Origin of the sequence: Microbacterium sp. BR1 (genome assembly GCF_002812725.1) — a bacterium.
Classification (GTDB): Bacteria; Actinomycetota; Actinomycetes; order Actinomycetales; family Microbacteriaceae; genus Microbacterium.
In genome coordinates this window covers 163,398-183,086 of sequence record NZ_NMUN01000005.1, presented here as the reverse complement: position 1 = coordinate 183,086, position 19,689 = coordinate 163,398, and the positions used below count along the sequence as shown (strand labels likewise).

The 19,689-nt window shown below is 69.1% G+C and carries 16 protein-coding genes; 15 read left to right on the top strand and 1 reads right to left on the bottom strand.

The genetic code is table 11. The annotated features are described in order from the left end of the window. Nucleotides 1-9 precede the first annotated feature (9 nt). Genes CGU35_RS10615 through CGU35_RS10595 form a run of 5 tightly spaced genes read left to right on the top strand, consistent with a single transcriptional unit; the run spans nt 10 to nt 5,692 of the window. On the top strand, nt 10-1,017 hold the full coding sequence (locus CGU35_RS10615; RefSeq protein WP_100811540.1) for a phosphotriesterase family protein: 1,008 nt from the start codon (nt 10-12) through the stop codon (nt 1,015-1,017). A gap of 23 nt (nt 1,018-1,040) precedes the next feature. Continuing rightward, nucleotides 1,041-2,057, top strand: coding sequence for a phosphotriesterase family protein (locus CGU35_RS10610; RefSeq protein WP_100811539.1), 1,017 nt, complete (start codon nt 1,041-1,043; stop codon nt 2,055-2,057). Beyond that, nucleotides 2,054-2,722, top strand: coding sequence for a cysteine hydrolase family protein (locus CGU35_RS10605; RefSeq protein WP_100811538.1), 669 nt, complete (start codon nt 2,054-2,056; stop codon nt 2,720-2,722). Before CGU35_RS10610 ends, CGU35_RS10605 begins: the two co-directional genes overlap by 4 nt. Next, nucleotides 2,719-4,236, top strand: a complete 1,518-nt coding sequence (locus CGU35_RS10600) for a GMC family oxidoreductase (RefSeq protein ID WP_100811537.1) — start codon at nt 2,719-2,721, stop codon at nt 4,234-4,236. Before CGU35_RS10605 ends, CGU35_RS10600 begins: the two co-directional genes overlap by 4 nt. Nucleotides 4,237-4,261: 25 nt before the next feature. Beyond that, on the top strand, nt 4,262-5,692 hold the full coding sequence (locus CGU35_RS10595) for an amidase family protein (protein WP_100811536.1): 1,431 nt from the start codon (nt 4,262-4,264) through the stop codon (nt 5,690-5,692). Nucleotides 5,693-5,869: 177 nt separating this feature from the next. Here CGU35_RS10595 and CGU35_RS10590 read toward each other — a convergent pair whose 3' ends face one another. Continuing rightward, the gene (locus CGU35_RS10590) at nt 5,870-7,339 is read right to left on the bottom strand and encodes an IS1182 family transposase (protein WP_036294992.1); all 1,470 of its coding nucleotides are present in this window, start codon (nt 7,337-7,339) and stop codon (nt 5,870-5,872) included. 125 nt (nt 7,340-7,464) lie between these two features. Between CGU35_RS10590 and CGU35_RS10585 the strand changes: the two genes are divergently transcribed. The 10 genes from CGU35_RS10585 (at nt 7,465) to CGU35_RS10540 (ending at nt 19,576) form a co-directional block, all read left to right on the top strand. Further along, nucleotides 7,465-9,186 carry a gamma-glutamyltransferase family protein gene (locus CGU35_RS10585; protein WP_100811535.1) on the top strand — a complete coding sequence of 574 codons (1,722 nt, stop codon included), beginning with the start codon at nt 7,465-7,467 and terminating at the stop codon, nt 9,184-9,186. Then, a complete protein-coding gene (locus CGU35_RS10580; RefSeq protein WP_100811534.1) occupies nt 9,183-10,538 on the top strand; it encodes an amidohydrolase in 1,356 nt (451 codons plus the stop codon). The genes CGU35_RS10585 and CGU35_RS10580 overlap by 4 nt, the downstream gene beginning before the upstream one ends. After that, complete coding sequence (locus CGU35_RS10575; protein ID WP_100811533.1) at nt 10,535-11,563, top strand: phosphotriesterase; 1,029 nt, start codon at nt 10,535-10,537, stop codon at nt 11,561-11,563. The genes CGU35_RS10580 and CGU35_RS10575 overlap by 4 nt, the downstream gene beginning before the upstream one ends. Then, entirely contained in the window at nt 11,560-13,011 is a 1,452-nt protein-coding gene (locus tag CGU35_RS10570) for an amidase (protein WP_100811532.1), read from the top strand. The genes CGU35_RS10575 and CGU35_RS10570 overlap by 4 nt, the downstream gene beginning before the upstream one ends. A 74-nt stretch (nt 13,012-13,085) precedes the next feature. After that, nucleotides 13,086-14,159: an extracellular solute-binding protein gene (locus tag CGU35_RS10565; RefSeq protein ID WP_157813939.1), complete on the top strand. Its 1,074-nt coding sequence runs from the start codon at nt 13,086-13,088 to the stop codon at nt 14,157-14,159. Between the two features lie 181 nt (nt 14,160-14,340). Then, a complete protein-coding gene (locus CGU35_RS10560) occupies nt 14,341-15,417 on the top strand; it encodes an extracellular solute-binding protein (protein WP_146047997.1) in 1,077 nt (358 codons plus the stop codon). 141 nt (nt 15,418-15,558) lie between these two features. Then, nucleotides 15,559-16,572 carry a phosphotriesterase family protein gene (locus CGU35_RS10555; RefSeq protein WP_100811529.1) on the top strand — a complete coding sequence of 338 codons (1,014 nt, stop codon included), beginning with the start codon at nt 15,559-15,561 and terminating at the stop codon, nt 16,570-16,572. 169 nt (nt 16,573-16,741) lie between these two features. Next, complete coding sequence (locus CGU35_RS10550) at nt 16,742-17,620, top strand: ABC transporter permease (RefSeq protein WP_103662946.1); 879 nt, start codon at nt 16,742-16,744, stop codon at nt 17,618-17,620. 4 nt (nt 17,621-17,624) lie between these two features. Further along, nucleotides 17,625-18,518, top strand: a complete 894-nt coding sequence (locus CGU35_RS10545) for an ABC transporter permease (protein ID WP_100811527.1) — start codon at nt 17,625-17,627, stop codon at nt 18,516-18,518. Beyond that, nucleotides 18,515-19,576, top strand: coding sequence for an ABC transporter ATP-binding protein (locus tag CGU35_RS10540; RefSeq protein ID WP_100811526.1), 1,062 nt, complete (start codon nt 18,515-18,517; stop codon nt 19,574-19,576). Before CGU35_RS10545 ends, CGU35_RS10540 begins: the two co-directional genes overlap by 4 nt. Nucleotides 19,577-19,689 lie beyond the last annotated feature (113 nt).

Genomic DNA, 19,689 nt, shown 5'->3' with positions numbered 1-19,689 from the left:
AGGAACCCGATGGACACCGTCCAGAGCGTGACCGGCCCGCTGCGCCCGGAGCAGTTGGGTGTGACGCTGCCGCATGAGCATGTGTTCATCAACATGACGCTGACAACACCGCAGGATGGCTATCTCAACGTCTGGGACGAGATGGCGACGGAGCTCGCGACCTTCACCGCCGCGGGCGGGTCGACGATCATCGACATGACCAACGGCGAGTTGAGCGACTATGCGGCGCCCATCGGCTGGGCGGACCAGCACGACATGCAGCAGAACGCCGACACTGGCTCGCGCTCGGTGGCGAACGTCCTGGCCACCAAGGCGATCGCCGAGGCGACCGGCGTGCAGGTGATCCTCGGCACCGGCCATTACTACGACCACTATCTCGACAAGCGCTGGTTCGACCGCAACTCGGTCAACGCGATCGCGGACTACCTGATCGGCGATCTCGTGCACGAGATCCCCGGCACGGGCGTGCGGGCGGGGATCATCGGCGAGATCGCGTCCGACCTGTCGCACATCACGGCGACCGAGGAGCGATCGTTCCGTGCCGCCGCGCGCGCCTCGCTCGAGACGGGCGCCATGATCTCGACCCACGCGGCGACGTTCCCGACCGGTACGGCGCAGCTCGACATCCTGATGGAAGAGGGCGTGGACCCGGGTCGCGTCGTGATCGGCCACGCCGACACCGTCAAGAGCGTCGACTACGCGCTCGATCTGCTGCGTCGCGGAGCGTTCATCGAGTACGACTGCCTGATGACCTGCCGCATCGGCGGAAACCTGGTGATGCCGCAGATCGAACGCCGCATCGACTACCTGAAGCAGCTGATCGCCGCCGGCTACGCGGACAAGATTCTGCTGTCGCAGGATGTCTGCCAGCGATCGCACATGCGGTCCCTCGGCGGGCCCGGTTACACGTTCCTGTTCGAGGAGTTCGCCGCGCTCGCGATCGAGCGGGGGATCGATCCCGAGATCCTGCGCGGCATCCACGTAGACAACCCCCGTCGCGCCGTCTTCGGCGCGTAGGGTTCGAAGCCCCGAGGAGATCCATGCCCATCCACACCGTCCTCGGCCCGATCGAGGCAGCCGATCTCGGCCCCACGTCGATGCACGAGCACCTGCTGAGCGACCTCCGTATCTGGGCCAAGGAGCCCCAAGAGCTGCCGCCCGTGGGCGTGCCGATGGGCCCCGAGCTCATGGCGTACCTGCGCTGGAACTTCCTCTCCATTCCCGAGAACATCGTGCTCGACGATCCGGATGTCGCGGCGCAGGAACTCGCGCACGTCGCGTCCGCCGGGGGGTCGGGAGTGGTCGAGCTCACGCTCGACGGCATGGGTCGCCGCCTCGCCGAGTTGCCCGAGATCTCGCGGCGCGCGGGCGTGCACGTCATGGTGGGCTGCGGCTTCTACGTCGAGGACACCATGGCCGACGACGTCAAGACGGCATCGGTCGACGAACTCGCCGCGCGTCTCATAGGCGAGTTGACGGACGGCATCGGCGACACCGGGATCCGTCCCGCCCTCCTGGGCGAGATCGGCACGAGCTGGCCCGTGACCGATGCCGAATGGCGTGTGCTGCGCGCCGCCGCTCGAGCCGGGGTCGAGACGGGGTCGACCGTGTACACGCACCAGTCCTTCCGGGGCAAGGGCGGCACGGCGGTGCTCGAGGTTCTGCTCGAGGAGGGGATGAGTCCCGACCGCGTCATCATCGGCCACTTGGACGAGTTCTGGGACAAGGGCTATCACCGCGAGGTCGCCCAGGCGGGTGCGGTGCTCGCCTACGACACGTTCGGCTCGGACTTCTACTACGGCAGCGCAGCGATGCGGAACCCGACCGACGGAGAGCGGCTCGAAATGGTCGAGTGGCTGCTCTCCGAGGGATACGCCTCTCAACTCGTGATCGCGCAGGATGTCTGGGCCCAAGCCAACCTGCGCCGCAACGGCGGCAACGGCTACGACCACCTCTTCCGCAGGATCGGACCGGCGATCGCACAGATCGCCGGGGACGCATCCGTCGCCGACCAGATCCTCATCCACACCCCTCGACGACTTCTGGAGCGGCCATGACCAAGCCCATCGCGTCCACCACGCCCCAACGCGCGCACATCGTCGGGCGGGCCGTTCTCATCGTCGTCGACATCCAGGGGGGCGCCGGCGAGTCCGCACCCGGCGAGGGCGGCATCCCCATCATGGGCGGTCGCGCGGAGCGCGCGCCCCGGCAGCTCGCGCTCGTCGAGGCCGCACGCGCCGCGGGAGTACCGGTCGTATTCATCCAGGAGGTGCACAAGCCATCGCTCGTGGACATCGGTCGTGAGCTCGACGGGGTCGAGGGCCCGCACTGCATCGAGGGCGACGACGGCACCGAGTTGGCCTCCTGGCTGCTGCCGGAGCCGGAGGAATTCCTCATCCGCAAGCGGCGCTACTCGGCCTTCTTCGGCACGGAGCTCGAGATCGTGCTGAAGGCGTACAAAGCCGAGACGCTGATCCTGATAGGCGGGCTCACCGACGTGTGCATCCACTACACGTTCGTCGATGGCCACCAGCACGACTACCGCGTGCGCGTCGTGCAGGACGCCGTCGGGGGATCGAGCGAGCGCGCGCACACCGCGTCGCTCGAGGCGATCGAGTACCTGCAACGGGACGCCCTCGTCGACACGGCCGACGTACTGGCGTACTTCGGCACCGTCGCCGACGCGAACGCCGTGGGTTCCGACGCGCTCCTGTCGCGATGACCGCGGGCCTTCCCTCCGAAGCGGCGTTCGTCGTGGTCGGCGGCGGCACGGCGGGCAGCGTCGTCGCGGCGCGCCTCGCCGAGGCCGGGCACGACGTGCTCGTGCTCGAGGCGGGTCCGGACTTCGGTCCGGAGGGTGATCCCGCCTGGCCGGCCGACTTCGTCGACGCGACCCGGCTCGGCCGATCGCACGACTGGGGCTACGACTCGGGCGACACGTACCCCTGGACGGTCGGTTTCGAGCGTGCCCGCGCGATCGGCGGCAGCTCCGACGTCAACGGATGCACGCAGACGTGGGGGCATCGCCGCGACTACGACGCCTGGGCCGAATCCGGTCTCGTCGGCTGGGCCGCCGACGATCTGGTTCCCCTTTTCGAGGAGGGCATGCGCCGGATGCGGGTGCGCCAGTTCACCGCGACCGAGCTGACTCCCTGGCAGCACGCCTGGTACGACGCGGCACCGGCCGTCGGGATGCCGCGGCTCGCCTCGCTCAACGGCCTCGACGAGTCGGCGGGCTTCGCCCCCGAGGCGATGAACATCCAGGACGGCGTCCGCGTCAACGCATCCTTCGCCTACCTCGACGCCGTGCGGTCGCTGCCGACCCTGCGGATCGTGGGTGACGCGCTCGTTGACCGGGTGCTGGTCGAGAACGGCGCGGCCACCGGGGTCGTCGTGCGGTACGGGGGCGAGAACGTCGTCGTTCGCGCGGGCACGGTCGTGCTCGCGGGCGGCGCCTACAATTCGCCGACCATCCTGCTGCGCTCCGGGATCGGCCCGTACTCCCAGCTGGCACCCCTCGACATTCCGCTCGTGCAGCACCTGCCGGGCGTCGGCGAGAACCTCCACGATCAGCCGTTCCTCCTCATGAGCTTCGCGGGGTCGGATCGGATGGCGGACGAGATGCGCGCCGCGCGGGAGGCCGGCTGGACCCCCGACGAGCAGGCGATGGGCAAGGCGGCATCGAGCTTCGAGACCGAGGCCTTCGACCTGCATTTCCTTCCGTACAGCCCCACGCACCGCGGCGACGACAAGCGCTGGAGCATCGGGACATCCGCCCTGCTGCCGCGCTCGCGCGGATTCGTGCGTGTACGCAGCGCCGATCCCGAGGCGAAGCCGTGGATCGACCACCGGTTCCTCTCCGACGCCGAGGGCACCGACGTGGCGATGCTCGCCGAAGGGGCGGAGATCCTCCGTGAGCTCGCCGCGACATCCGCCCTGTCCTCCCTTGTCGGCGCCGAGATCCATCCCGGGCCCGAGACGTTCTCGCGCGCGGCGCTGACCACGCACCTGTACCGGCATCCCGACAACTACTGGCACCCGGTCGGCACGTGCCGGATGGGCGTCGACGGCGACCCGCGCGCGGTGGTCGACGCCCGCGCCCGCGTGCACGGGATCGCGGGACTGCGCATCGCCGACTGCTCGATCATGCCGCGCATCCCGCGCGCGACGACCGCCATGCCCGCGATCGTGGTGGGCGAGAAGGTTGCTCGCATGTTGCTCGAGGACGCGTCATGAGTCGCCAACGAACCGGAGGAACGAGATGACCGTACCGAAACCGACCGGATCCGCACTGACCGAGCTGACGATGCGGGCGCTCGCCGAGGGCATCCGCACCCGGGCGTTCAGCGCCGAAGAGGTCGTCGCGGCGCATCTCGACCGCATCGAAGAACGGAACCCGCAAATCAACGCGATCGTGTCGCTGCGCGCCGAAGAAGCACTCGACGACGCGCGCGCTCTCGACGCCCTCACCGCCCGCGGACTCTCGCGGGGACCGCTGCACGGCATCCCGATCGCAGTGAAGGATCTGATGGACGTCGCGGGGCTGCGCACGACCCACGGCTCGCGGATCTACGTCGACCACGTGGCGACGGCGGACAGCGTGATCGTGTCGAAGATGCGCGAGGCCGGCGCCGTGTTCGTCGGCAAGACGAACGTGCCCGAGTTCGGTGTCGGGTCGCACACGTTCAACGAGGTCTTCGGCGTCACCCGAAACCCGTACGACACCGCGCGTTCGGCGGGCGGCAGCAGCGGGGGTGCGGCCGCCGCGGTCACGAGCGGCATGCTGCCCATCGCCGACGGATCGGACCTGGGCGGGAGCATCCGCAATCCCGCATCGTTCGGCAACCTCGTGGGCCTGCGCCCCACCGCGGGGCGCGTCGCGTCCGCCCGTCCCGGGAACGCGTGGGACCCGGGCTCGGTCCTCGGCCCGCTGGCCCGCAACGTGTCGGACGCCGCGGCCCTGCTCGGCGTGATCTCGGGGCCGGAGCGTCGAGCGCCGATGGCGATCGACGAAGACCCCGCGCAGTTCTTCGCCCTCGCCCCGCGGCCGTTCGCGGGAACGCGGATCGCCTACAGCGCGGACCTGGGCGGTCTGCCCCTCGACCCGGAGGTGCGCGCGGCGACGGATGCCGCTGCCCGACTGGCCGCGGACCTCGGGGCGGAGGTCGTCCCCGTCGACGTCGACCTGTCCGAGGCGGATCTGGTGTTCGAGACGTTCCGGTCGCTGGAATTCCTCGACGGCCACGGCGAGGAGGCGGCGGCGCATCCGGAGCTCGTCAAGCAGACGCTCAAGGACGACATCGCGTGGGCCAGCGGATTCGACGCGGCGCTGATCGCCCGGGCCGCGGGGGCGCGCACGCGCCTCTTCCGCCGGTTCCAGGCGCTCTTCGAGGACTACGACATGGTGCTCGCGCCCTGCGTGCAGGTCCTGCCGTTCCCGGTCGAGTGGGAATACCCGACCGAGATCGACGGGGTCACGATGGACCGCTACTACGCGTGGCAGCGCTCGTGCAGCCGGATCACCGCGACCGCCATGCCGTCCCTCGCGATGCCGATGACGTTCTCGCGGGCGGGTCTGCCGATCGGCGTGCAGTTCGTCGGACCGTACCGGGCAGACAGGGCGTTGCTCGAGTTCGGTCTGACGTGGGAGGCGGCCGTCGCCGACGTCATCGCCCGCCGCCCCGTGCTCTAGGTGCGCGGGTCAGAATCGGGTGGCGTGGCGCGCGGCGTTGACTCTGGCATCGCGCGCTGACGGTCGCGAACGGGAACGGGCGGGCCGTTGCGGTGTGAGAGCGTGCGGGATCGCACGGCGAGGGGCTCGTGGCGACTGTCGGTGCGTGCTGTGACGCCCAGGGACCCCTGGGGAGGCCTATGCGGGCGCCAGCCCGGCGGCTGTAGCGACGCGGAGCTTGCGGAGGTTGTGGCAGATCGTGTGGAGTAGCCATTCGCCTTGGGCGCCGGCGAGTCCGCGTAGCCGGAGCTGTCCGGCGTTTTGCCGGGTCTTCATCTGCCCGAACGCGGGTTCAACGATGGCTTTGCGGCGCGCGTAGTCGGTGCGGCCCTGCTCGGTGCGCAGCGCGTGCGCCATCCGCTCCCGCCGGCTCGCGTCCTCTGGGGCCGGGTCCGGGGCGCCGGCGGTAGGGAAGCTCTCGCCGTGACGTTGCCGTCCCGTCGCGATCAACACCTGTGCGTCCAGATCGTCGGCGGCTTCGAGGTTGGCTTCCGAGCAGTAGCCCGCGTCAGCGAGGACGACCTCTGGGGAACGCTCGATTCCTGCCGCGTCGAGGTTCCGTAGGGTCTGCTCGGCCATCGGGACGAACTGCTGGATATCGGTGGCCTGCTGGGTGACCTCGGCGCTCAACACGATCTGGTGGCCCTCATCGACAACGGCCTGCGCGTTGAACGCGTAATCGAAGCCGCGGACCGTCTTCATCATCCGCGCCTCAGGATCGGTGAAATTGCGTTGCGCTTTCGGCTTCGGCGCCGCCGTGTCCACCGCAGTCGCGACGGCCGCGTCGGCCTGCTCAGGGGGCTGACCGGCGGCGTCGGCCTTCTTCCGCGCCACGGCTGCCGCCTTCTCGGCGGCGTCGGCCTCGATCGCGTCCTTCGCGGCACGTAGTTTTGCCAGGCGCCCCTCACGGCGGGCCAGCTCCGGGGCGACCTCGTCCCCGCGCCGGTCCTGGCCGAACTGCTGATCCTCGGCCTCATCGACCGCCTCCGCCTCGGCGAGCAGCGCAGCGACCTCGGCTTGGAGCTGATCGATCTTCGGCACGATCCGGTCATAGCTCATCGCCTTATGCCGCGACGCGTTCGCAGCCAGCTTCGTGCCATCCAGCGCGACCCGCCCCAACCGCACCAGCCCCGCCTCCGCGCAGACCCGCAGCACCTGCAGGAACAACCCCGGCAGGGCATCCAGGTGACGCCGACGAAACCGGGCCAGCGACCGGTAGTCGGGCGCCTGGTTGCCCGACAGCCACCGGAAGGCGATATCGCGCTTGCAGCGCCGCTCCAACTCACGAGACGAGGTCACGCCCGTCGCGTACGCGAACAGCAGCAGCTTCAACATCATCCGCGGGTCATACGGAGGCGCACCCGAGGCGGACGCGTACGACGCGTAGACCGGCGTCAGATCCAAGAGCTCTTCGACGACCTCGGAGATGAACCGGGCCTCATCATCCTCGTCCAGCCAGTCATCCAGACTCGGCGGGAGCAGGAAACACTGCCCCTGGTCATACCCACGGAACGTCTTGCCCGCACCCGCCGGTGCAGCCGATCCCGGCGCCCGCGCCTCACCCGGCTCGACCTCGAACAGACCCTCCAGGCTGGCAGTCACCGTCATGAATCGATTCTCCCAGCACCCCGCGCTATCCACCGGATTCACCCCGGCGCGTTAACGGAAGGATCTGACCCACGCACCTAGCCGAGGTTCCGTCCGCCACACGCACGCCACAGACGAGGAAGCGCATGACCGCACCGTTCAGCTGGACCGCCCCGAACCCCGCGATCCTCGGAACCCGCCACTCGGCGAGTTCGGGGCATTACCTCGCCTCGTCCGCCGCCTTCGCGATCCTCGAGGCCGGCGGCAACGCAGTGGACGCGGGTTGCTGCGCGGGGATGGCGCTCGCGGTCCTGCACGCCGACGAGGTCAACTTCGCCGGCGTCGCTCCGATCATGATCCGCATGGCCGACGGTGAGACCGTGAGTCTCGACGGCCTCGGGGTGTGGCCGCGGCGGATACCCGCGGACCTGTTCATGACCGAGCACGACGGCACGATCCCCACGGGGCTGCTGCGCACGGTGGTGCCCGCGGCGCCCGATGCCTGGATCACAGCGCTCCGCGACTACGGCACGATGACCTTCGCCCGCGTGGCGGAGGCGGCGCTCCGTCTCGCCCGGGACGGCTTCGCCGTGTTCCCGCTGCTCGCGAACGGGATCGCGAACCGCCAGGCGGGGTACCGCAAGTGGCCGGCGAACGAGAAGATCTACCTGCCGGCCGGTCGGCCGCCGGAGGTCGGCGAGCGCTTCGTGCAGCGGGATCTCGCGCGCACGATCCAGCTCATGATCGATGCCGAGCGAGCGGCGGGCGGTTCGCGTGCGAGCGCGCTCGAGGCGGCGCGTGCCGTCTTCTACGAGGGTGAGATCGCCGAGCGGATCGTCGCTTACCACGAAGAGAACGGCGGATACCTCGGCCGCGACGACCTCGCCGAGTTCCGTTCGCGGTACGAGCCGGTCGTCGAGACGCGGTGGCGCGACTTCACGCTGCTGACGTGCGGGGCGTGGTGTCAGGGGCCGATCCTGGCCGAGGCGCTGCTGATCCTCGAGGCGTTCGGTCTCGACGGGATGGAGCACAACGGGGCGGAGTACATCCACGCCTCGATCGAGGCGCTCAAGGCCGTCTTCGCCGATCGCGAGCACCACTTCGGTGATCCGGCGTTCGTCGATGTACCCCTGGAACGCATCCTCGGGCGGGAGCACATCGCCATGCGAGCCGCGGGAATCGATCCCGATCGCGCCCACCCGGGGCTGCCGCCCGCACTCTTCGGCGAGACCCAGACGCTTCCGGACGCGATCTCCGCCGCCGAGCTGCGCCACATCGGCGAGGGTGGCACGAGCTACGTGTGCGTCGTCGACCGGTGGGGCAATGCGTTCTCAGCGACGCCGTCGGACGGAGCCTCGACGGCCCCCGTCATCCCCGGCACGGGCATCGTGCCGTCGCTGCGCGGACTGCAGTCGCGGCCCGACCCGGCGCATCCCGCGGGTGTCGCGCCCGGCAAGCGCCCGCGGCTCACCCCGAACCCGGCGATGGCCGTGCGAGACGATGGCAGCGTGATGCCGTTCGGATGCCCCGGCGGCGACATGCAGGTGCAGGCCATGCTGCAGGTCTTCGTGAACGCGTTCCACTTCGGGATGGACCTCCAGGAGGCCGTGAACGCGCCGCGATTCTCGACCTGGAGCTTTCCGAACTCGTTCGCCCCGTTCGACTACCTCGCGGCGCACGTCTTCCTCGAGGACCGCTTCGACGACGAGGTCTACGTCGAGCTCGAGCGGCGCGGTCACGACGTGCGGCGCTGGCCGCCGTACACGCGGGACGCCGCGGCGGTCGAGGCGATCTACCTCAACGCGCGGACGGGATTCCTCGAGTCGGCCGCGGACCCCCGCCAGCCCGCGCAGGCGGTGGTGTCGTGAACGAGCCGATGCCCCGCGGGCCCGTGGTCTTCCGTGCCCGCGTCGTCACGATGGATCCGGAACGCCCGGAAGCGGAGGCGTTCGCCGTCGATCGCGGGCGGATCGTGGCGGTCGGCGCGGCCGACGACGTCGCGCGTTCCGTGCCCGGGGCACGCGTCGAAGACCTCGAGGGTGTCGTGCTGCCGGGCCTGATTGATGCGCACCTGCACATGGAGCGCGGGGGGCTGAAGGCTCTGACCTTCCTGGCTCCGGGCGCGGGTGTGGACGAGTTCATCCAGACGATGCACGACACCTTCGACGAGGAGGACGATTGGCCGGCGGGTACGACCCCGACGCTGGCCGACAGGGTCCGCGGGCTGGGCGTGGTTCAACCCCTGCTCCACGCGCTCGGCATCACGGGCGTCGTGGATCCCGCCGTCACGATCGACGAGATGCGCGGCTACCAGGAAGCCCACCGGCTCGGGGCCCTCACGATGCGCACCGTCGCGATGCCCTATCTGGAATTCGGATCCGTCGCCACGCCGGATCTCGCCGCCGTCCTCGCCCACCTCGACGGAACGGGCGTCTCGACGGGGTTCGGGGACGACATCCTGCGTCTCGGCCCGATCAAGGTCTACGCCGACGGCGAGGCGCTCAAGGGTCAGGCGCTGCTCGATACGCCGTGGGATGGCTCGGGGTACACCGGGCTGCAGCGCATCTCGGAGGACGATTTCGGCACGCTCGTGCGTTTCTGCGCCGAACGCGGGTGGGGCGTCGGCACCCACGCCGTGGGGGCGGGCGCGATCGCCTTCGTGACACGCGCCTATGCGGCGGCGGGAGGGGCGGTGCGCGATCGTCGATTCCAGCTCATCCACGCCTATCTCGAACCCGGCTCCGCGACGATGCGCTCCGCCGCCGAACTCGGCGTCATCGCCTCCCTCCAGCCCTCGATCATCTGGCACAACGGTGTGGGTCTGCGGGAGAAGATCGGCGCCCGCGCCGAGACGGCGAACCCTGTGCGTTCGTGGCTCGACGCGGGGGCGACGGTCGCATTCGGCTCGGATGGCCCCTACTTCGCCTTCGACCCGCGCCACCTCATGTGGCAGGCGATCACCCGCCGCGTCGCGGGATCCGACGTCCCGCTCGCGGCGAGTGAGGCGATCACGATCGACGAAGCGCTCGGCGCGTACACGACGGGTGCCGCGTACGCCAGCCTCGCCGAGAACGACCGCGGAGTGCTCCGAGCGGGCATGTACGCCGACTGGGCCCTCTGGTCGGCCGATCCGCGCACGGTGCCGGTCGACGACATCCGATCGCTGCGCGTACATCGGACGGATGTCGGGGGTCGCACGGTCCACCGGAGCACGTCGTGATCGAGACGGTCCTCGGCCCGATCGAACGCACGGCACTCGGAGTCGTCTCGACGAACGAGCACGTGCTCACCGACTCGCGCCACCTGCTGCGCCCCACCCGCGAGGGCGGCATGCTCGAGGGGCCGATCCGGCCCGAGATGCTCGGCGACCTGCGATGGAGCTGGATGTCGCTGCCCGACAACCTCACGCTGGACGACGCGGATGACGCCGCCCGAGAGCTGCGCGAGGCATCCGGCGCCGGCCTCGGCACCATCATCGAGGCCACGTCGTGGGGGATGGGTCCCGCTCACGAGAACGGGCCCGCGGCCCTGCCGGACATCGCGCGGGCCAGCGGAGTGAACATCGTCGCGGCATACGGGAGCTACATCGACAAGACCCTGCCCGCCTGGTGGGCGGAGCTCGCCGAGGAAAGGATGCAGGAGCTGTTCGAGACCGCGCTCACCCGCGCGATCCCGGGCACCGAATACCGGGCGGGGGTGCTCGGCCTGCTGGGGACGAGCGCCCAGATCACGCCGGCCGAGGGGCGGGCCCTCCGCGCGGCGGCACGGGCGGCCGCGGAGAACGGCGTAGCCGTCACGATCCGGCTGGACGCGGCAGCGCGGCGTGGACCCGAGGTGGCTCGGATGCTGATCGGCGAAGGCCTGCCGGCCGACCGCATCCTCTTCTGCAACATCGACAAGGTGCTCGACGCGTCCTACGTCGGCGACGTCCTCGACACGGGGGCGGTCGTGGAGTTCGCCTTCGGCAGCGAGCACGCGTTCGCCGACCGTGCTCGGGACGCGACGGATGCCGAGCGGATCGACTTCCTGCTCGCGCTCCTGGCCGACCGCCCCGACGCCGCCGTCACACTCTCGTGCTCGGTGTGGACCAAGGGGCAGCTCACGCGCCATGGCGGCATGGGCTACGGGCACGTCGTGCGCCGCGTCGCGCCCGCGCTGCGGCGGCTCGGCGTGACCGACGAACGCATCGACGAGATGCTCATCGCGCGGCCCGCCGCGCTCCTCGACCGAACGGACATCCCATGACGAACACCGACACCCCGTTGCACGCGTGGAGCGTCGTCGACCTCGCCGCCGGGATCCGGTCGCGCGACGTCTCGGCCGTGGAGGTCATGCGCGCGCACCTCGACCGCATCGAGGAGCACAACGACGCCCTCAACGCGATGGTCGCGATGATCCCGGAGTCGGCTGCGCTCGCCGCGGCCGAAGAGGCCGACCGGGCCGTCGCCCGGGGCGACGAGCTCGGCATCCTGCACGGCCTCCCCACCGGAGTGAAGGATCTGATGGATGCCGCGGGCCTACCGACGACCCACGGGATGGTGGCGCACGCCAACGACGCGGCCGCGGCATCCGATTCGTTCATCGTGCGGCGGGTCAAGGCAGCCGGCGCGATCGTGATCGGCAAGACGAACACGCCCGAGGTGGGCCTCGGGACGCTGACCTTCAATGATCTGCACGGCGTCTGCCGCAACCCGTGGGACACCTCCCGCCACGCCGGCGGGTCGAGCGGCGGGTCGGCCGCCGCGGTGGCCGCGGGCATGCTGCCGTTCGCCGACGGCTCGGACAGCGGTGGAAGCCTGCGCTACCCTGCCGCGTTCTGCAACGTCGTGGGCCTGCGCCCCACCGCCGGCCGAATCGCGAGCGGGCGCCCCGACAACGGCTGGACCGCTCACGGTGTGCTCGGGCCCATGGCCCGCACGAGCCGGGACGCCGCAATCGTCATGGCGGCGATGGCCGGGTCCGACCCGTACGCGCCCATGTCGATCCCCGAGGACCCGGCGCAGTTCCTCGACGTCGCACCGACCGATCCGTCACGCGTGCGCATCGGGTGGAGTGCCGACGCCGGGGGAGTGCCGATCGCCGACGACGTCGCGCGGACGCATGCCGAGACCCGTCGCGCGCTCCTCGTCGCGGGCTACGACGTGGTCGACCTGGACCTCGCGCCGTCACTCGAGCGGGCGGAGGAGGCGTGGGAGACGATCGAGGTCTTCAACTTCTTCGCCTCGTGCCGCGAAGACGTGGCGAAGTACCCCGAGCTGTTGCGCCCGGACCTGGTGCGAAACGTCCGCCAGGGCGAGGCGCTGACCGCGGCGCAGATCGCCGACGCGCTGCGCATCCGCACCGACATCTTCCGCCGCTGGGAACGGCTCTTCGACGATGTCGACCTCGTGATCACACCCGCGACGCCCGTCGTCGCGCCGCTCGCGGAGGTCGAGTGGGTCGACCGCGTCGGGGACGTGACCTACGACCGCTATTTCCGCTGGCAGATGCTCGCGAATCGGCTGACGGTCACGGCGCATCCGGTGCTCGTCACTCCCGCGGGTTTCTCGCACGGCCTCCCGGTGGGAATGCAGGTGGTCGGGCGGCACCGCGGCGAACGTGACCTGTTGGCCCACACCGCGGGCATCGAGTCCGTGTTGGGTCTGGTCGGGCGAAGCCCCGCGATGACTTCCGCAAGCGTTACCGGAGCGTAACGAAGAGGACTCAAGAAAGGATCCATTCAGGAGTACTTTGGATCCAAATCTCACACCTTCCCGAGGAGCAGCCCGTGTCGCACATCTTCCGTCGCACCATCCTCCCCATCGCCGGACTCGTTGCCGTCGCCACTCTCGCCGCCGGATGCGCCGGGTCCGGCGGCGACGCCGCGTCCGACGCGTCCCCGGTGCCCGAGCTGTCGGGTCCCCTGATCTGGGCCGACTACGGCGGTCCGACCAACGAGAGTCGCCAGATCGCGTACTTCGACGGCTTCTACGACGAGACGGGCGTCGAGGTCACGTCGGTCTCGCTGGAGGACGCCGTCTACTACGCCATGCTCGAGGGCGATGAGGGCGACTACGACGTCGTCCAGACGAGCGGCGCGGACGTGCTCGCCTACCAGGACAACCTCATCGAGGTGCCCGAGGACATCCAGGGCGACCTCCTTCCCGAGGACATTCGGCCGTACATCGTCGGCGGATTCGTGTTCGGGATCGCGCAGGGCTGGATGACCGACACGTTCCCGAATGGCGGACCACAGGACTGGGCGGACTTCTTCGACACCGAGAAGTTCCCGGGCAAGCGGGCTTGGCCAGGCGCTCCGGGCAGCTTCGACGCGTCGTACGAGATCGCGCTGCTGGCCGACGGCGTGGCCGAGGAAGACCTCTACCCGCTCGACATCGAACGGGCCGAGGCGAAGCTCGACACGCTGCGCGACGACATGGTCTTCTATCAGTCCTACCCCGAGGTGCAGCAGCTGCTCACGAGCGACAGCGCCGCCATCGCCGTCACCGTGACGGGGCAGTACAACGCCCTCAAGAACGCCGGCGAAGACGTGACCGTCCAGTGGAACCAGGCGTTCATCGTCCCCAGTGGGTTCACGGTGCCCGCGTCGTCCGCGAATCCCGATGCCGCCTTCGCGCTCGCCGCGTGGATGAACGAGCCCGAGTACCAGGCCGTCTTCACGGAGCGCACCGGCTATGGTCCGGTCAACTCCGAGGTGTTCGACCTGCTCTCGGACGATGTCGTCGACGGACTCGTCAATTCGCCCGAGCACGAGAAGGCCGGCATCTACTGGGACACGCAGTGGCGAGCGGACAACCTCCAGACGCTGCTCGACTCGTACACGGCCTGGCTGGCAGGCTGAGCGCGGACGAGCGACATCGAAGGGCGGGGGACCGGCGTCTCCCGCCCTTTGTCGTGGTCGCGACGTACCCCGGCACGCGTTACACGGAAGAAACACAATCGATACCAAAGAGGATCCAGTTAGCGCTACATTGGATCCACGCACCAATGTTTCGTCCAAATCCCGAGGAAGAGCATTCGACATGACATCCACCATCCGCATTCGCCGCCTGGCGACATCTGGCCTGGCCCTCGCCGCCGTCGCGGCGCTCGCCGTGGGCTGCGCCGGCTCCGGCGGCGACACCCCGAGCGGAGACGCCAGCGGCGCCGAGATCAGCGGCTCCGTGATCTGGGCCGACTACGGCGGTCCCACGAATGAGAGCCGTCAGATCGCCTACTTCGACGGCTTCTACGACGAGACCGGCGTCGAGGTCGTCTCGACGTCGATCGAGGACGCGATCTACAACGCGATGCTCGCCGGCGACGAGGGAGACTACGACGTGTTCCAGGTCGCCGCGGCAGACGTGCTGTCATACGGCGACAACCTCGTCGAGATCCCGGCGGACAGCCAGGGGGATCTACTCGACCCCTCGCTGCAGCCCTACTTCGTCGGCGGATTCTTCATCGGCATCGCGCAGGGCTGGCTGACCGAGACCTACCCGAACGGTGGTCCCACAGACTGGGCCGACTTCTTCGACACCGAGAAGTTCCCCGGAAAGCGGGCCTGGCCGGGCGCTCCGGGCAGCTACGACCAGTCGTTCGAGATCGCCCTCCTCGCGGACGGCGTCGCTCCCGAAGATCTGTACCCGCTCGACTTCGAGCGCGCCCGGGCCAAGCTCGACGAGCTCCGCGGCGACATGGTGTTCTACCAGTCCTACCCCGAGGTGCAGCAGCTGCTGACGAGCGGGAGCGCCGCCATCGCGGTGACCGTCACGGGGCAGTACACGGCCCTCGAGCGGGCCGGCGAGGACGTCACGATCCAGTGGAACCAGGCGTTCGTCAATCCGAACGGCTTCGTGATCCCCAAGAACGCGTCGAACACGGATGCCGCGCTGGCTCTCGCCGCCTGGATGCGCGACCCCGAGAACCAGGCCGTCTTCGTCGAGCGCACCCTCTACGGGCCGGTGAACGAAGACGTCTTCGACTACCTCGACGCGGATGTCGCGTCGAAGGTCGCGAACTCGCCCGACCACGACAACGTCCTCTACAACGACGACCAGTGGCGAGCCGACAACACGGCCGACCTGGTCGACAACTACACCGCCTGGCTCGCCGGGTAACACCGCACACAACACATGACGGACGCCGAGGGGTGGCCGGGGTCTCACTGCCCCGACCACCCCTCGGTCGTTCCGCCCGCGGGGTGCAGACCCCGCCTCCGATGACGACCAGCTCGACCACGACGACAGAACGGATGATCGATGCAGACGCTCAACACGGTCAGCGGACCCATCACCCCGGACCGGCTCGGGGTCACCCTGCCGCATGAGCACCTCTTCGCCAACGGGACCCGGATGATCCCCCGCGACGGCTTCTCGACGATCTGGGCCGAACGGGCGGATGACATCGCCCGATTCCTCGCGTCCGGGGGCAGGACCCTCGTCGACCTCAGTTGCGGCGAGCTGACCAATCACGCGGCACCCGTGCTGTGGGACACGGACCCCGAGCATCAGCTCCAGAACCGGGTCACCGGCTCGCGGTCGATCGTCAACGTCCTCGCGACGCGGGCTCTCGCCGAGGAGACGGGCGTGCAGGTCGTGCTCGGCACGGGTCACTACTACGACGCGTACATGGATCACGACTGGATGGATCAGACCAGCACGTCCCGCATCGCCGACTACCTGATCGCCGATCTCGTCGACGAGATCCCCGGGACAGGTGTGCGTGCGGGAGTCATCGGCGAGATCGCCTCGGACTTCGCCCACATCACGCCGCGCGAGGAGAAGTCCTTCCGCGCTGCAGCCCGGGCGTCACGGGAGACGGGCGCGCTCGTGAGCACGCACGCACCGACCTTCGCCGTCGGCCTGGCGCAGGTCGACCTGCTGGTCGACGATGAGGGGCTGGACCCGAGCCGGCTGGCGATCGGGCACACGGACACGGTCAAGAGCGTCGAATACTCTCTCGCGCTCGCCCGCCGCGGGGTGTTCGTCCAATACGACTGCATGATGGCCTGCAAGACCGGCGGCCAGCTCGTGCCGACAGAGCTGCGTCGTCGCGTCGAACACCTGAAGATCCTCATCGACGCCGGGTTCGAGTCGCAGATCCTGCTCTCGCACGACGTGTTCCAGCGCAGCCATCAAGCTGCGCTGGGCGGGCCGGGCTTCGTCTTCCTGTTCGAGGAGTTCGCCGATCACGCGGAGGCCGCGGGAATCCCGCGCGATGCGCTGCACCGCATCCACACCGACAACGCCCGTAGGGCCCTGTTCGGCGAGTGAGCGAATGTGGGCGTGAGGCTGATTCCCGCCACGGCGTAACCTCCTCGAAACACGACAGCAACAGGATCGGATCCATGTATTCCTATATTGGATCCACGGGGGTACATTGTCGGAAAGACATGTCGCCTACGGAAACACCACCGCAATCTCGACCCGGGAGCATGACGGAGTGAGTACCTCAACCCTGGCCTTACCGCAGACGCGGAGCAAGTACTCCGCGCGTGCGGCCCTCGGCGCCTCGCGCGCGGAGACACGGTGGTTGCTGTGGCCACCGCTGATCTTCTTCGGCGTAGCACTCGGTCTGCCGGTGATCGCACTCCTGATGCAGTCGTTCGAGACGGGCGGAGCGGCCTACATCGGCATGTTCTCAGTGCCGGCGTTCGTGGCATCGCTCATCCGCACGGTCGTCCTGGCCGTGATCGTCATGATCCTCACGATGCTCTTCGGCACCGCCTATGCCCTTGCCATCAGCGCATCGGCGACCTGGCTGCGCCTGGTGCTGCTCGCGGCGCTGATCCTGTCGTTGTGGACGTCGGTCATGGTCCGATCGTTCGGCTGGATGCTGCTGGAGCTTCCCAAAGGTGCGATCTATTGGTTCCTGAATCTGGTGGGGCTGACGGACGAGCCCGTGGAGTTGTATCAGACGACCATCGGGATGTATCCCGCCATGATCGCCGTCATGCTGCCGTTCGCGGTGCTGCCCGTGATGTCGGCCCTGCAATCCCTCGACCGCGAGCAGCTCAACGCCGCGACGATCTTCGGGGCCGGACCGTGGTTGACGTTCCGCACGGTCACCTGGCCCCAGATCCTGCCCTCCGTCATCAGCGGAGGCGTGCTGGTCTTCGTGATGTCGCTCGGCTTCTACGTCACGCCTCTCCTTCTGGGCGGTCCCGGCAACATGACGGTGTCGGGCGTCATCAACGCTCAGATCAACCAAGCCAACCGACCTGAACTCGGCGCGGCCATGAGTATCCTGCTCGTCGCGGGAACGATGCTCGTCTACCTGATCGCCGATCGCCTGTTCAAGGTGAGCGAGAAGTGGGGCTGACCGCATGAAGAACCCTCTCGCCAGATCTCTCGGCTGGTACCGCAGCCCGATCATCCTCGTCGCCGTCCTGGCCAGCCTGCTGTTGATCGTGCCGTTCCTCGTGCTCGTCTCGACGTCCTGGACCTCCGGCAGCTTCATCCTGTTCCCGCCCGAGGGCTTCTCTCTGCAGTGGTACGCCGAAGTGCTCTCCGATCGGCGATGGATGGGATCGTTCTGGCTCTCGCTCTGGACGGCGACGATCTCGACGGTGCTGGCCGCCGCCCTCGGGACCGCGGGGGCGATCGGACTGACGCGCGTGCGCAGCCGGACGGCCCAGCGCTGGATCCGCACCCTCTTCATCGTGCCGATCGCGCTGCCGCCGATCGCGTACGCGGTCGGCCTGTACGGCGTCAACCTCGAGCTCGGCTTCCTGCGGGGGACTCTGGTCACGCTGATCGTGGGCCACGCACTCATCGCTATGCCCTATGTGTTCGTCATCGTGTCGGGCGGCATCGCGCGCATCGACCCGGCACTCCGACCGGCCGCGAGCACGCTCGGCGCGCGGTGGCCGCTCATCCTCTGGAAGATCGAGCTTCCGGCGCTCCTGCCGTATCTGCTCTCGGGTGCGCTGTTCGCGTTCATCATCGTGTTCGACGAGGTCGTCCTGGCGGTCTTCCTACTGCCTCCGGGCATGCAGACCCTGCCGCTGCGCATGCTGAACGCGTCTCAAGAGGCCTTCTCGCCCGAACTGACGGCCGCCTCGACACTGGTCTCGCTCCTGGCCATCCTCGTCCTCGGCCTTCTCCCGCTCTCGAACGCGCTCCGCAGGCGTCGTGCCGGTCGGTCCTCATCCGCATCATCCTCATCGTCTTCACGCCGGCGTCCCCGCCCGGCCGTGCTGGAAGGAGTCATCGAATGACCATCGCCCTCTCCATCTCCGACGTCCACGTCACCCTGGGCCAGAATCACGTCCTCAAGGGGGTGTCACTCGACGTCCGCCCCGGTGAGTTCGTGACCCTGCTGGGCGCGAGCGGCAGCGGCAAGTCGACCCTGCTCAATGTCATTGCGGGCCTTCAGGCCGTCGACAGCGGCCATGTCATGTTCGACGCGGTGAACGTCGAGCGCCGCCCGCCGCAGAAGCGCAACGTCGGCGTGGTGTTCCAGTCCTACGCCCTCTTCCCGCATATGTCGATCGGCGAGAACGTCTCGTTTCCACTGCTGGCCGCACGCCGCCCCGACAAGGAGCGTCGTGCCGTCGCGGACGAGATGCTCGCGCTCGTCCAGCTGCCCGGCATGGCCGATCGCTCACCGGCCTCTCTGTCGGGAGGTCAGCGCCAGCGCGTTGCCCTCGCACGGGCGATCGCCGCGAACCCGGGCATCCTGCTGCTCGACGAGCCGATGGCCGCTCTCGACAAGCAACTGCGCGAGCACATGCAGGTGGAGGTCACGCGCATCCAGCGCAAGGTCGGCATCACCACGGTCTCGGTCACGCACGACCAGACCGAGGCGCTCACGATGTCCGACCGTGTCGCGATCATGTGCGATGGGCAGCTGGTGCAGGTCGCATCTCCCGAGGACCTCTACCGCCACCCGGTGAACGCCTACGTCGCGGGCTTCCTCGGTGAGGCGAACCTGCTGCCCACGTCGGGCGGGCGCATCCTCGACGACGAGGCCGGGGCACGCCTCGACGGGACCGCCGTGCTGCGACCCGAGGACCTCGAACTCGTGTCGGCCACCGAGGCCGCCCCCGCCTGGTCGGTGGAGGGTACGGTCCGGCTGCTCAGCTTCCAGGGCACACGCTTCCGCCTCGAGCTGCAGACCGATGGCGGGCGCAAGGTCGTGTGCTCGCTTCCCACATCCCTGGATGTCTCGACGCTCGGCGTCGGCGCGCGCGCCCGCGTGGCATGCCGCAACCCCGAGCGGGTCCACGTCATCCCGGCCGCCGACGAGCCGGCGCGCGAGGCGATCGCCGCCTAGCGCGCGAGCGGCACGAAAGGACCCCGCGGGACCTCGCCAGGCGAACGAGCCGCGGGTTCTCGCGGGTTTTCGCCTGCGTTTACCCGAAACGGGCCCGAGCGCAGGGAGTCTCG

Bases quoted from the DNA above. Each gene is read 5' to 3' on its own strand.
- CGU35_RS10615 (WP_100811540.1), top strand. From the start codon at position 10: ATGGACACCGTCCAGAGCGTGACCGGCCCGCTGCGCCCGGAGCAGTTG.
- CGU35_RS10590 (WP_036294992.1), bottom strand. From the start codon at position 7,339: ATGACGGTGACTGCCAGCCTGGAGGGTCTGTTCGAGGTCGAGCCGGGT.
- CGU35_RS10605 (WP_100811538.1), top strand. From the start codon at position 2,054: ATGACCAAGCCCATCGCGTCCACCACGCCCCAACGCGCGCACATCGTC.
- CGU35_RS10560 (WP_146047997.1), top strand. From the start codon at position 14,341: ATGACATCCACCATCCGCATTCGCCGCCTGGCGACATCTGGCCTGGCC.
- CGU35_RS10555 (WP_100811529.1), top strand. From the start codon at position 15,559: ATGCAGACGCTCAACACGGTCAGCGGACCCATCACCCCGGACCGGCTC.
- CGU35_RS10545 (WP_100811527.1), top strand. From the start codon at position 17,625: ATGAAGAACCCTCTCGCCAGATCTCTCGGCTGGTACCGCAGCCCGATC.
- CGU35_RS10540 (WP_100811526.1), top strand. From the start codon at position 18,515: ATGACCATCGCCCTCTCCATCTCCGACGTCCACGTCACCCTGGGCCAG.
- CGU35_RS10570 (WP_100811532.1), top strand. From the start codon at position 11,560: ATGACGAACACCGACACCCCGTTGCACGCGTGGAGCGTCGTCGACCTC.
- CGU35_RS10595 (WP_100811536.1), top strand. From the start codon at position 4,262: ATGACCGTACCGAAACCGACCGGATCCGCACTGACCGAGCTGACGATG.
- CGU35_RS10600 (WP_100811537.1), top strand. From the start codon at position 2,719: ATGACCGCGGGCCTTCCCTCCGAAGCGGCGTTCGTCGTGGTCGGCGGC.
- CGU35_RS10585 (WP_100811535.1), top strand. From the start codon at position 7,465: ATGACCGCACCGTTCAGCTGGACCGCCCCGAACCCCGCGATCCTCGGA.
- CGU35_RS10610 (WP_100811539.1), top strand. From the start codon at position 1,041: ATGCCCATCCACACCGTCCTCGGCCCGATCGAGGCAGCCGATCTCGGC.